The organism is Saccharothrix sp. CCNWYY140 (assembly GCF_037401995.1).
GTDB lineage: Bacteria > Actinomycetota > Actinomycetes > Mycobacteriales > Pseudonocardiaceae > Actinosynnema.
The window spans coordinates 1-12840 of sequence record NZ_JBBEGC010000095.1; the positions used below are offsets into that span (position 1 = coordinate 1).

The following is a 12840-nucleotide window of genomic DNA, read 5'->3' on the forward strand; positions in this document are numbered from 1 at the left end:
CGGGGATGACACAAGCAAGAAGCCCAAGTTGAGTTGTGTCCTCCCCGGCGGACTGCCCACTCGCCGGCTTCGCCGAACCGCGCTGCGCGCGGCTAGACCGCGACCACCACTAGCGCTCCCACCAGCATGAACGGCCCGAATGCCAAGGCGTCCCGCATGGTGATCCGCCGTGCCGCCAGCAGGACCACACTTGCGCCTGCCAGCAATACGAACGCCAGTGCGCCACCCAAGACCAGCTCCGGCCACCCCAGCCATCCCAACGCCAGTCCCAGAACCCCCGCCAGCTTCACGTCCCCCATCCCAACCCCGCCCGGCCGCACCACACCCAGCACCAGGTAGACACCCCCCAACGCCAGACACCCCAGCACCGCGCGCCCCATCGCAGGCCAATCCCCCGCCATCCCCAGCAACCCCACCACCACCGGGTACGCGGGCAGAGTCAGTCGGTCCGGCAGGCGTTCCACCTGGGCATCCACCAGCGCCAGCACCACCCCCAACACCCCGAGGAACGCGAACGCCGCCAACTCCGGCCGGCCACCGAACCGCCAAGCCAGCAGAGCCACCACGGCGGCGGTGAACCACTCCAACGGCGGGCCGAGCGCACGGCCGCAGCACCGGCCGGTCCAGCCGACCCGGCCGCCGCACGCGGGGCAGCCACGGTCGGGATCGCCAACGGGTACCGCCATCCGGTGCACCACACCGCGTGCCGCGCTGCCCGCCGCCAATCCCGCCACCGCGCCCGACAGCGCCCATGCCAAGTCCATGCGCGGGACGGTAAGCCCGCCACCACCATCCACGGAACGTGACGACGGCAAGTCCGGCCGGTCAGCGAGGGATGTCGGCCGATCGGACGACATGTCCTCCGGACCAGCGGTTCGTTACAGCTCTTCGCCCGATACCGCGACCTTCCCCGCTCACGGAGAGTTCTCGCCATCACAACGGCCCGGCGGCCTCTCCGCCGGCACGACCCACCAGGAGACCGCCATGCTCACAGTGCTGCTCTTCATGCGGAACTTCCTCGAAGGCCGCCTCCCCAAGTCCGATCGCGGTGCCACCGCTGTGGAGTACGGGCTGATGGTGGCTCTGATCGCGGTCGCGATCATCACGATCGTCGGCACGGTCGGGGACGAGTTGAACGGGCTGTTCGCGGATGTGGTGGACGGGCTCAACGGGCCCTGATCGGCGAACCCCCAACAAGCCCCGAGCCCGCCCGGACAGCCCCACCGGGCGGGCTCGACCTCTTCCAGCGGAGGTTCTGCCATGCGCACCGACGACCGGGGTGCGGCGGCCGTCGAGTTCGCGCTGCTGCTCCCGATGCTCCTGCTCCTCGTCTTGGGCCTGGTCGACTTCGGTCGCGCGCTCAACGCTCAGGTCACGCTCACGCAAGCAGCCCGTGAGGGTGCGCGGGTGGCCGCGTTGAAGAAGCCGAACGTTGTCACCCGCACCCAGGAAGCTGCCACCAACCTCGACGGCGTGGCGGTCACGGTGGCGGCTTGCCCGGCGACGCCGTCGCCGACGGCCGACGCGACCGTGACGGCGTCCTACACGTTCGAGTTCATCACCCCGATCGGGGCCATCGCCGGGTTGTTCGGCGGCGGCGGTTACGGCGATCCGATCACGTTGTCCGCGCAGGGGGTCATGCCATGCGAAGCCTGAACGGGGAGCGCGGGGCGATCGCGGTGCTTGTCGGCGTCCTCCTCGGTGGCGCGGCGTTGATCGGCATCGGTGCGCTGGTCGTGGACGCCGGGCGCATCTACCAGGAGCGGGCGGAACTCCAGAACGGTGCGGACGCCGGGGCGCTCGCCGTTGCCCGCAGTTGTGCCCTGGGCACGTGTGACACGTCCAAAGCGGACACCTACGCCGATCTCAACGCCAAGGATGGACTGTCCACAGTGGACGCCGTGTGCGGCTCGGGGGGCACGCTCACCTCCTGTGCCGCCACCACCGGCGACATCACCGACTGCCCGGCGGCCCCGACCTCCGGCAAGTACGTGGACGTCCACACCTCCACCGAGACCGACACCGGCACCCTCCTCCCACCGGACTTCTCCCGATCCCTCCTGGGCAACGAGTCCTTCGAGGGCACGGGGTCCAAGGCGTGCGCCCGCGCCGCCTGGGGACCGCCGTCGTCGGCCACCACGGTCGCGATGACCATCTCCTACTGCGAGTGGCAGCAGGCGACGGCCGGTGGCACGTCCTTCGCACCGCCCCCGCCGGCCGTGCCGCCGGTCAGCGCCGACCAGGTGCTCAAGTTGCACGACCCGAGCAAGCCCACCACCTGTCCGAGTGGCCCGGCGGGCAGTGACGGGCCGGGCATGTTCGGCTGGGTCGACGACACCGACGGCGACTGCAAGGCGTTCATCAACGGCGGCACGTACAGCGCGGACACCGGTGTCTCGGCGGGCAAGTCCTGCCAGGCCGCGCTGGCGGAGGCCCAGGCCAACCGGACCGTGGTCTACGTCCCCGTCTACACCACCGTGACCGGCACCGGCACGGGCGGCACCTACGCGCTCAAGGGCTTCGCCGCGTTCGTCGTCACCGGCTACTACCTGCCCAGCTTCAAGGCCTCCGACTGGCTCAACCCCAAGAACGACTGCAAGGGCGCCGACAAGTGCGTCAACGGCTACTTCACCCAGGGCCTGCTGCCCTCCGCCGGGACCATCGGCGGCCCCGACCTGGGTGTCGACATCGTGCAGCTGACCGGCTGAGGAGAGAACACCCATGAAACGTCGAATGCTCGTGATCGGCCTCGCCGTCCTGCTCGCGGTCGTCGGCACGGTCGGGGTCCTGCTCTACGTGCGCGCCGCCGACGACCGGGCGCTGGCGGGCCGGGAAGCGGTCACCGTGCTGGTGGCGGGCAAGCGCATCCCGGCGGGCACGTCCGCCCGTTCCGCCCAGGACGCCGGTCTGCTGCGCAGCGAGAAGATGCCCGCCGGCACCGTGCCCGCGGACGCGCTCCAGTCCGCCGACGACGTGGACGAGCTGGTCGTCTCCTCGGACGTCTCGGCGGGCCAGCTGCTGGTGCGCCCGATGTTCGTCACCGCCGCCCGGCTCACCGACGGCATCGAGATCCCCGAGGGCAAGATCGCCGTCACCGTGCCCGCCGAGGCGTGGCAGCGGGTCGGCGGGCTGGCCAAGCCGGGCGCGAAGGTCGCGATCTTCGACAGCTTCAACGTGCTGGAGTCCAAGCCCGGCACCACACCGGCGGGCGACGGGCTCCAGAACCAGCACGACTACAACAAGGCCACCCGCCTGCTGCTGACCGACATCGAGGTCCTGGCGGTGCAGCAGGAGAAGGCGGTCGAGGAGGGCACGGTCGGCAAGGCGCTGGTGACCGTCGCCGTGGACCAGGCGGGCGCGGAGAAGCTCATCCACGCCCAGCAGACCGGCGCGCTGTACCTGGCGCTGCTGGGCGAGAACCCCGACGTCAAGCCCGGCGCCGGCGTGGACAACCGTTCGGTGTTCGGAGGCTGAGGACGATGGCCATCCTGTGCGAGCGGCCCGAGCGGGCCGCAGAGGTGATCGGCGGTATCGGCGGCGAGGTCCGGACCGCGGGCGACCTGGCCGAGGCGAGCCGCCTGCTGCACGCCGACGGCGCGGAGACGCTCGTCGTGGTCGGCGCGGAGACCGACGCCGAGGAGGCGTTGGCGTTCGCGGCGCGGCTGCGCGTGGAACGGCCGGCGGTGGGCGTGGTCCTGGTGCGACGCAAGGTGGACGTGGCGCTGCTGACCCGGGCGTTGCAGGCCGGGGTGCGCGAGGTCGTGCCGGCCGGGGACGTGACGGCGCTGTCCGTGGCGTGCGCGCGGTCCCGGGAGCTGTCGTGGCGGTTCACCGGCGGCCCGACCGAGCCGGTGCGCGAGGGCCAGGTGGCGACGGTGTTCTCCGCCAAGGGCGGCTGCGGCAAGACCACGCTCGCGGTGAACCTCAGCGCGGTGCTCGCGGCGGGCGGGCGGCGCCGGGTGTGCCTGGTGGACCTGGACCTCGCGTTCGGCGACGTCGGGATCTCCCTCCAGCTGGACCCGGTCCGCACCATCGTGGACGGCCTGGGCATGGTCGGGCACCTCGACGAGCGCGGTGCGGGATCGCTGCTCACCGAGGCCGGGCCGGGGTTCGCGACCTTGCTCGCCCCGGTCGAGCCCGGTGACGCCGAGCGCGTGCCCGCGCCCTTGGTCGCCGAGCTGCTGGTGGTGCTGCGCGGCATGTTCGACTACGTCGTGGTGGACACGCCGTCGCAGTTCAGCGAGCACGTGCTGGCCGCGATGGACGCCTCCGCCCACCACGTCCTGCTCACCACGCCGGACGTGCCCGCGTTGAAGAACCTCCGCGTCACGCTGGACATGCTGGACCTGCTGTCCTACCGGCGGGACATCCGCTCGGTGGTGCTCAACCGGTCCGACGCGAAGGTGGGACTGTCCGAACAGGACGTCGAGCGGGTGGTGCGGGCGCCGATCAGCGCGCGCGTGCCGTCCAGCCGGGACGTGCCGATCTCGACCAACCGGGGCGTGCCGATCACCGTGGCCACGCCCGCGCACCCGGTGAGCACCGCCGTCGCCCGGTTCGCGCAGGCCAGGGTGCTGGGCGAACCGGTCGCGCCGTCCCGGCGGTCCTGGCGCAGGCGCGGTGCGGCATGAGCCTCACCGACCGACTCGCGCAGAGCAGGCCCACCCCCGGCGCGCCGGTGACCCCGCGGCGCGCCGCCCGCCACGCCGACCCGTTCGGCACGATCAAGCGCAGTGTCCACTTGGGACTGGTGGACGCGCTGGGACCGTCGCTCTACGACGCCCACCTGGACCAGGGCGAGCTGGAGCGGCGGGTCCGGCAGACCCTCCAGGCCGTGCTGGAACGCGACGAGACGCCGCTGACCGGCGCGGACCGCACCCGCATCGCGCAGGAGGTGGCCGACGAGATCCTGGGCCACGGCCCGCTGGAGCCCTACCTGCGCGACCCGGACGTCTCCGAGATCATGGTCAACGGCCACGACCAGGTCTACGTGGAGCGCGCGGGCCGGCTGGAACCGGTGGACGCCGCGTTCACCGACGAGAGCCACCTGCGGCGCACCATCGACAAGATCGTCGCCGGCGTCGGCCGCCGGGTGGACGAGGCCAGCCCGATGGTGGACGCCCGCCTGCGCGACGGCAGCCGCGTCAACGCCGTGGTGCCGCCGATCGCGCTGGACGGCTCGCTGCTGACCATCCGCAAGTTCGCCACCGACCCGTTCACCGTCACCGACCTGATCGGCTTCGGCACGCTGTCGCCGCAGGTCGCGGCCGTGCTGGAGGCGTGCGTGCGGGGCCGGCTCAACGTCCTGATCGGCGGCGGCACCGGGTCGGGCAAGACGACCACGCTCAACGTGCTGTCCTCGTTCGTGCCGGCCGACGAGCGGATCGTCACCATCGAGGACGCCGCCGAACTCCAGCTCCGGCAGGACCACGTGCTGCGCTTGGAGGCCCGGCCGCCCAACGTGGAGAGCCGGGGCGAGATCGCCGTGCGGGACCTGGTGCGCAACGCCCTGCGGATGCGGCCGGACCGGATCATCATCGGCGAGGTCCGCGACGGCGCGGCGCTGGACATGTTGCAGGCCATGAACACCGGCCACGACGGCTCGATCACCACCGTGCACAGCAACTCGCCGCGCGACTCGTTGGCCCGCCTGGAGACGATGGTGCTGATGGCGGGCCTGGACCTGCCGCAGCGCGCGGTCCGGGAGCAGATGGCGTCGGCGATCGACCTGATCGTGCACCAGTCCCGGCTCAAGGACGGCACCCGCCGGATCACGCACGTGACCGAGGTGGTCGGCATGGAGGGCGAGGTCGTCACCCTCCAGGACCTGTTCCTGTTCGACTTCCACGCCGGGGTGGACGAGCACGGCGTGTACCGGGGCGCGTTGCGGAGCACGGGGTTGCGGCCCCGGTTCGCCGAGCGGCTGGCCGACCGGGGCGTGCACCTGCCGCCCGGGACGTTCGCGGGCGGGGAGTTCCTGCGATGAGCCCGGGACTGCTGGTGCGACTGGCGCTGGGCGCGGTGCTCGCCGTCCTCGGCCTGGCGCTCGGGGATTCCGCACTGGCCGGCGCGGCTCAAGGCGGCGCAGGTCAAGGCGGCGCGACCGGTCCGGCGCGTGCTGGCGGGGCTCAGGGCGGCGAGGTGGCGGTGTCGTCGGTCGAGACCGCGCCCGGTCGGGTCACCTTCGCGCTGACCACGCCGAACCTGGCCGCCGACGCGGTCGAGGTGCGGGCCGGCGACGTGCCGCTGACCGCCCGCGTCACCTCCGCCGACCGGCGGGACGCCGACCTGCCGACCCGGGCCGTGGTGCTGGTCGTGGACACCAGCGGGTCGATGGCCGGCGAGCGCATCGCCACCGCCCGCCAGGCGGCGCTGGGCTACGCGAGCAACGTGCCGGCCGACGTGCGCGTCGGGCTGGTCGCGTTCGCCGACTCCCCCGCCCTCCTGGTGGCGCCGACGACCGACCGCGCGGCGCTCGCGGCGGCGTTGGACACGTTGCGCGCCAACGGGAACACCGCGCTGTACGACGCGCTGCCGGTGGCCGTGGCCGCGCTGGACGGCATCGCCTCGCCCAGGCTGGTCGTGCTGTCCGACGGGCAGGACACGTCCAGCCGCACCCGGCTCGACGCCGCCCTCGACCTGCTCGCGGCCCGGCCCGTGCCCGCCGACGTGGTGGCGCTGGCCTCCGACGACCCGGCGCTGGGCCGGATCGCGGCGGCGGGCGGCGGGGCGGTGCTCGCGGCGGCCGAGGCGGCCGACCTGGCCGGGGCGTTCGCCGCCGCCGCGGGGACGTTCACGCACCGCGTGGCGGTCGAGGTGGCGGTGCCGGACTCGCTCGCGGGCCGGACCGCCGACCTCACCGTGGTCGCGTCGGCCGGGTCGTCGTCGGTGACCGCGACCGTGCCGGTGACCTTCGCCGAACTGCCCGCGGCAGCTCCGGCACCACCCGCGCCGGCCTGGTCGGTGGAGTTGTGGTTGCTGGTCATCGGCACGTTCACCGCGTTCCTGGTGGCGGCCGTGCTGCTGTTCGGCCTGGTGGGACGCAAGGAGGCCCGGGACCTCAACGACCGGATCGGGCAGTACGGCCCCCGGCGGGTGCAAGCCGCGCCGGTGCCGGAGCAGAGCCAGGTGGCGCGCGGGGCGTTGACCGTGACGGACAACCTCCTGGGCGGCAAGGCCGGCGTGATCGCCGCCCGGCTGGACCTCGCGGGCATGGCGATCGGCGCGGCGGAGTGGGCGTTGCTGCGGCTGTGCGGCGCGGTCGTGCTCGGCGTGGTGACCGCGTTGCTGGTCGGCAACCCGTGGCTCGGCGGCCCGGCCGGCGCGCTGGTCGCGGTGCTGGGCACCCACCTGTACGTGAGCTTCCGGATCAGCCGGCGGCGATCGGCGTTCCGCGACCAGCTGCCGGACGTGCTGCAACTGGTCGCCGGGTCGCTCCAGTCCGGGTTCTCGCTGGCCCAGGCGCTGGACGCGGTGGTGCGCGACGAGACCCAGCCGACGGCGGGCGAGGTGTCCCGGGCGCTGGCCGAGACCCGGGTCGGCGTCGACCTGACCGACGCGCTCGACCGGGTCGCCGACCGGATGACCAGCACGGACCTGAAGTGGATCGTGATGGCCGTGCGCATCCAGCGGTCCGTCGGCGGCAACCTCGCCGAAGTGCTGCTGACCACCGTGGCGACCATGCGGGACCGGGCGCAGACCCGCCGCCAGGTCCACGCGCTCAGCGCCGAGGGCAGGCTGTCGGCCTACATCCTCATCGCGCTGCCGATCGGGCTGGCGGCGTGGCTGCTGCTCACCCGCTACGAGTACATGCGCCCGTTGTTCACCACCGCGATCGGCTGGCTGATGGTCGGCGGCTCGACCGTGCTGGTGGGCCTGGGCGCCCTGTGGATGCGCAAGCTCGTGCGCGTGGAGGTGTGACATGGTGCTGCTGCTGGGCGCGCTCGGCGCGCTGGTGCTGGCGATCGTCCTGGGCACGGTGGCGGTGGCCGGCGGTCCGCCCGGTCGCGGCGGCGTCGCCGGTGCCCTGACCGCGATCGAGCACGGCTACTCCCGCACCGCGCCCGGCGTGCCGCCCGCCAAGCGGTCCTTCGAGACCGCGCCCGGGTGGCTGCGGGCGCTGGTGCTGCGGCTGTCCCCGGCGGGCATCGAGGCGACCTTGCAGCGCCGGTTGGATCTCGCGGGCAACCCGCCCGCGTGGACGCCGGACCGGGTGCTCGCGGTGAAGGGCTTCGGGTTGTTCGCGGTGGCCGGGTTGGGCGCGCTGCTGGGGTCGGGGCACTTCGGCACGCTGCTGCTGTACGGGGCGGTCGGCGCGGTGGCCGGGTTCTTCCTGCCGGACGTGCTGCTGCTCAACGCGGGCCAGAAGCGGCAGGCGAAGATCCGCGACGCCCTGCCCGACGCGCTGGACATGCTCACCGTGTGCGTCGAGGCGGGCCTGGGATTCGACGCGGCGCTGGCGCAGGTCGCGCGGAACACGCGGGGTCCGCTGGCCGCCGAGTTCGCCCGGGTGCTCCAGGAGACCCAGCTGGGGACGTCCCGCACGCAGGCGCTGCGGGCCACCGCCGAGAGGACCACGGTGTCCGAGCTGCGCACGTTCGTGTCGGCGCTCGTGCAGGCGGGCGAGCTGGGCGTGCCGATCGGCCGGGTGCTGCGCGAGCAGGCCAAGGGGATGCGGGTGCGGCGGCGGCAGCGGGCCGAGGAGCAGGCGCAGAAGGTGCCGGTCAAGATCCTGTTCCCGCTGGTGGTGTGCCTGTTCCCGGCGATCTTCGTGGTCATCCTGGGTCCAGGGGCGATCAGCATCATGCGGTCCCTGTTCTGATCCCGATCGGGCGAGGACTTTAGACCCCATTCGGAGGACGCGTGTAACTTCCGGCGGTACTCCGATCGACGTAGCGGTTGACCCTTCACATGACGGACCGTGACGTCCGGCAGGAGGAACCATGCCGATCCGCCTCGTCGTAGTCGACGGTCACACGCTCACCCGGTTCGGTCTGTCCACGGTCGCGGACTCCTCCCCCGACATCAAGGTCGTCGCCGAGGCCACCACGGCCGCCGCCGCGCCCGCCGTCGTCGCCGCCCACGCCCCGGACGTCGTCACCATCGACGTCGCCCTGCCCGACGGCGACGGCCTGCGCCTGGCCCGCGACCTGCGCGACCGCCGCGACGACCTGGGCATCGTCATGCTGACCTCGCTGGGAGCGGACGACGTGCTGTTCCGGGCTTTGGAGACCGGGACGTCCGCGTTCGTCGCCAAGACCGCGCCGGTGGAGGAGGTGCTGGCGGCGATCCGGCACGCGTCGGTGGCCGCCTGCTCGTTCACGGCGTCGGGGTTGGCGGGCGCACTGGCCCGCAAGCGCAGCACCGACGACCGGCTGGCGCTGAGCCCGCGCGAGCGGGAGGTCCTGGTGCTGCTGCGCGACGGCACGTCCATCCCGTCCATCGCGCGGTCGCTGTACGTGAGCCAGTCGACGGCCAAGACCTACGTGTCGCGGCTGTACGAGAAGCTCGGCGCGTCCAACCGGGCGCAGGCCCTGATGTCGGCCGTGCGCGCCGGCCTGATCCGCGGCGAGCAGACCTACGCTTCCTGACCCGCGGGCGTCAGGCCCACCAGTAGACCCAGAGCACGAGCGCCCCGACGACGAACACGCCGAGGCTCGCGGCGGCGGCCACCCACCGCCGGGACCGGTCGGCGACGACCTGCGCGCCGACCGCCGCCGCTCCCGCCACGACGTGACCGATCACCATGTCCAGGCCCGGCCCGTGCAGGTCGCGGGTGCCCGCGTAGACCTGCACCCCGATCAGCGCCAACGCGAGCAGCACGAGACCCACGGCCACCGCGCCGCCGGCGCCGCGCCACACCCTCAGCAGCCGCGGCTCGGTCTCCACCTGTGTCACGTGTCTCCCTACGGCGCGAGCAGCGCCCACGGATCGAGTGTCGGCGCCGCCTGCTGCCCTTCCGGACAGCTGCGGCGGAAGTCGCACCAGGTGCACTGGTTGCCGGTGCGGGGCGGGAACAGGATCTCCGGATCGCCGCCCGCGGCGAGGGTGTCGCTCGCGAGCCCCAACTCGTCCGCGGCCTCCTCGGCGCGCGAGACGTGACGGGCCAGGCTCTCCTCGGTGTGCTCCCACACCGCGACCGTGCCGGTGGGCAGGTGGTGCAGCTCCACCCGGCGGCACGGCTTGCGCAAGGTACGCCGTGCGGCGAGCGCGTACAAGGCCAGGGCCTGCGACCCGCGGGCGTCGTCGACGGTCAGGGCGTGCCGCCCGGTCTTGTAGTCGACGATCACCAACTCGCCGTCCCGCAGGTCGATCCGGTCGACCCGCCCTTCGGCGACGATCCGCTGCGTGGGCGTGGACACCCACCGCTCGATCCCGACCGGCTCGATCGACGTGTCCAGCCGCTCGACGTAGTCGCGCACCCACCCCTCGGCCCGCGCGCGGTAGACGGCGGCCTGCTCGGCGTCCCGGAACCCTTCGTCCTTCCACTGCCGGTGCAACAGCGCGACGGCGTGCTCAGGCGACCGCTTCGAGACGGGCAGGTCGAACAACGCCTTGAGCGCGTTGTGCACCACCGCGCCGAGCGTGTTGTGCGCCCAGGCCCCACCCCGAGGCGGCGTGGGCCGATCGAGGTAAGCCATCCGAAACCGCCGCGGGCAATCGGCCCACGTGGCGAGCTTGGCCGGCGTCACCTTCACCAGCCGCTTCGGCATGACCCCGAAGTCGAACCCCAACTGATCTGGCACACCCCAACGCTACCCAGCCCACCCACCCCCCGAACCGCCCGCCCTCACGCTCCCCCCAACCGGCCCAACCCCCACTCAGTCAGGCCCCACCCTCGACTCCGCTGTCGCCACGGACCACACCCCGGCCCTCGAGCCCCGCTTCCGCCCGCCCGCCGCCGGCCGCGCCCTCACCCCGAGCCCGCGCTTCCGCACCCCAGAGCCACGCTTCCGTCCCCAGCCGCGCTCCTACACCCGAGCCGCGCTTCCGCACGCCGCACTTTCGGATCCAGGCCGCACACCCGAGGCACACTGCCGCACCTCGACGGGCACCCACACCAAGCCGCACCCCGCCTCGACACCCAGCCCACACCCACCCACCGCTCAAGCCCCGCCCACCGCCGACCCGCGCCCACCGGTCGAGGCACGCCCCAAACGAGGCACGCCCCCAGTCGACCCGCGCCCCAGTCGAGGCGCGCCCCAGCCCGGCGACGCCCACCAGCCGAACCACGCCGAGCACTCAAGCCGCGGCCTCCGGCCCCCAACTCAATTTTCCTACGCGGGTACGACATCGATAGCGGTGCTGGCCGGCGAGCAACAGCGAGCGAGCGGCGGCCGGCATGCATCAGCCGGGTGCAGACCACGGCATCGGCGGGCGGCACGAAGTTGGGCAGCGCGGCAGGCGGCGGGTCGCCGGCGAGCGGCAGGCAGCCCGAACCAGCAGCGCGGCAGGCGGCGAATCGGCAGACGGCCGGCGAGTCGGCAGGTCGGTTCGCGGCCAGCGAGCAGGCCGGCCGCAGGCGGCCAGCGGCAGGGCGGCAGGCGGCGGCAGGCGGCGGGGGGCGGCGGCGGCAGGGCGGGCGGCGGCAGGCGGCGGGCGGCGGCAGGGCGGGCGGCAGGGCGGTGGGCGGCAGGTCGGTGGGCGGCGGGGCGGCTGGCAGCGGGGCGGTGGGCGAAGCGACAGGTCGGGCTGGCTGGCGGCAGGCGCGGCAGTCGGGCAGAGGGTGTGAAGGGTGGTGGGCGGCGAGTCGGCAGGTCGGTTCGCGGCCAGCGGGCAGAGCGGCGGAGCCAGGCCGGCGGCAGGGCGGCGGGCCGGCGGCAGAGCGGCGGGCCGGCGGCAGAGCGGCGGGCGGGCTGAGGGCGGCGGGCGGGCTGAGGGCGGTGAGGCGTGGTGGGGGGCGAGTGGGGTGGAGGGTGTGTCGGGTGGCGAGGGTGGTGGGGGGCCGTGGCCGTGGCCGGGCCGGGAGGGGAGGGGTTAGCCGACCAGGATTTTGGTGCCGGTGGCTCGGTCGGCCAAGGCGTCGAGGACCTCCGGGGACGTCGTCTCCGCGCCTAGGCGCACCGTCTTGTTGGTGCCGTGGTAGTCCGACGAGCCCGTCACCAGCAGGCCCAGCTCGCCCGCCAAGCCGCGCAACCGGGCCCGGGTCGCCGGGTCGTGGTCGGGGTGGTCCACCTCGACGCCGCCCAGGCCCAGGGTCGCCAAGTCGGCCACCACCTGCTCCGACACGATCGGTCCCCGCGAGGACGCGAAGGGGTGGGCCAGCACGGTCACCCCGCCCGCCTCGCGGATCATCTCGATCGCCCGTGCCACCGGGGTGTCCGTCCGCGGCACGTAGTAGCGGCCACCGGTCAGGTAGCGGGCGAAGGCCTCGTCCACCGTCGACACCACCCCGGCCCGGATGAGTGCCATCGCCAGGTGTGGGCGGCCGGCCGGCGCGTCGGCCGGCATGGAGGCCATCAACTCGTCCGGGTCGATGGGGAAGCCGTCCTCCACCATGTGCAGCGCCATCTTGCGCAGCCGTTGCCGGCGTTCGAAGCGCAGCCGCAGCTGCTCCTCGACCAGCGCCGGTGAGGTGGGGTCGTACAGGTAGGCCAGCAGGTGGACGGTGATCGTCCGCCCGGCGCCGTTGTCGGACGCGCAGGACAGCTCCGCGCCCCGCACCAGCTTCAGGCCCGGGGGCAGCGCGGACGCCGCCTCCGACCAGCCGGCGGCGGTGTCGTGGTCCGTCAGCGCCACCGCGGACAGGCCGGCAGCCGCCGCGGCGGCCACCAGTTGCGCGGGCGTGTCGGTCCCGTCGGACTCGGTCGAGTGGGTGTGCAGGTCGATGCGCACCCGCCC

13 protein-coding genes are annotated in these 12840 nt (G+C 73.6%); 9 read left to right on the plus strand and 4 right to left on the minus strand.

Going from position 1 to position 12840, the window contains the following annotated elements:
- Window positions 1–92: 92 nt before the first annotated feature.
- The gene (locus WBN91_RS29755) at window positions 93–764 is read right to left on the minus strand and encodes a prepilin peptidase (RefSeq protein WP_337725152.1); all 672 of its coding nucleotides are present in this window, start codon (window positions 762–764) and stop codon (window positions 93–95) included.
- A 220-nt stretch (window positions 765–984) separates the two neighbouring features.
- Between WBN91_RS29755 and WBN91_RS29760 the strand changes: the two genes are divergently transcribed.
- The 9 genes from WBN91_RS29760 (at window position 985) to WBN91_RS29800 (ending at window position 9590) form a co-directional block, all read left to right on the plus strand.
- A complete protein-coding gene (locus tag WBN91_RS29760) occupies window positions 985–1179 on the plus strand; it encodes a Flp family type IVb pilin (RefSeq protein ID WP_337725153.1) in 195 nt (64 codons plus the stop codon).
- Window positions 1180–1260: 81 nt separating this feature from the next.
- Window positions 1261–1656, plus strand: a complete 396-nt coding sequence (locus WBN91_RS29765; RefSeq protein ID WP_337725154.1) for a TadE/TadG family type IV pilus assembly protein — start codon at window positions 1261–1263, stop codon at window positions 1654–1656.
- Complete coding sequence (locus WBN91_RS29770; protein ID WP_337725155.1) at window positions 1644–2708, plus strand: pilus assembly protein TadG-related protein; 1065 nt, start codon at window positions 1644–1646, stop codon at window positions 2706–2708. The genes WBN91_RS29765 and WBN91_RS29770 overlap by 13 nt, the downstream gene beginning before the upstream one ends.
- 13 nt (window positions 2709–2721) lie before the next feature.
- The gene (gene cpaB, locus WBN91_RS29775; RefSeq protein WP_337725156.1) at window positions 2722–3474 is read left to right on the plus strand and encodes a Flp pilus assembly protein CpaB; all 753 of its coding nucleotides are present in this window, start codon (window positions 2722–2724) and stop codon (window positions 3472–3474) included.
- A 5-nt stretch (window positions 3475–3479) separates the two neighbouring features.
- Entirely contained in the window at window positions 3480–4631 is a 1152-nt protein-coding gene (locus tag WBN91_RS29780; protein ID WP_337725157.1) for an AAA family ATPase, read from the plus strand.
- The gene (locus WBN91_RS29785) at window positions 4628–5986 is read left to right on the plus strand and encodes a CpaF family protein (RefSeq protein WP_337725158.1); all 1359 of its coding nucleotides are present in this window, start codon (window positions 4628–4630) and stop codon (window positions 5984–5986) included. Before WBN91_RS29780 ends, WBN91_RS29785 begins: the two co-directional genes overlap by 4 nt.
- On the plus strand, window positions 5983–7920 hold the full coding sequence (locus WBN91_RS29790; protein WP_337725159.1) for a VWA domain-containing protein: 1938 nt from the start codon (window positions 5983–5985) through the stop codon (window positions 7918–7920). Before WBN91_RS29785 ends, WBN91_RS29790 begins: the two co-directional genes overlap by 4 nt.
- 1 nt (window position 7921) lies before the next feature.
- Window positions 7922–8821 carry a type II secretion system F family protein gene (locus tag WBN91_RS29795; protein WP_337725160.1) on the plus strand — a complete coding sequence of 300 codons (900 nt, stop codon included), beginning with the start codon at window positions 7922–7924 and terminating at the stop codon, window positions 8819–8821.
- Between the two features lie 121 nt (window positions 8822–8942).
- Window positions 8943–9590 (plus strand): response regulator transcription factor, encoded by a 648-nt coding sequence (locus tag WBN91_RS29800; protein WP_337725161.1) that lies wholly within the window; start codon window positions 8943–8945, stop codon window positions 9588–9590.
- A gap of 10 nt (window positions 9591–9600) precedes the next feature.
- Here WBN91_RS29800 and WBN91_RS29805 read toward each other — a convergent pair whose 3' ends face one another.
- The 3 genes from WBN91_RS29805 to WBN91_RS29815 form a co-directional block, all read right to left on the minus strand.
- Window positions 9601–9897, minus strand: a complete 297-nt coding sequence (locus WBN91_RS29805; protein ID WP_337725162.1) for a hypothetical protein — start codon at window positions 9895–9897, stop codon at window positions 9601–9603.
- A gap of 8 nt (window positions 9898–9905) precedes the next feature.
- Complete coding sequence (locus tag WBN91_RS29810; protein WP_337725216.1) at window positions 9906–10712, minus strand: RecB family exonuclease; 807 nt, start codon at window positions 10710–10712, stop codon at window positions 9906–9908.
- Between the two features lie 1264 nt (window positions 10713–11976).
- Window positions 11977–12834: a PHP domain-containing protein gene (locus WBN91_RS29815; RefSeq protein WP_337725163.1), complete on the minus strand. Its 858-nt coding sequence runs from the start codon at window positions 12832–12834 to the stop codon at window positions 11977–11979.
- Window positions 12835–12840: the final 6 nt, after the last annotated feature.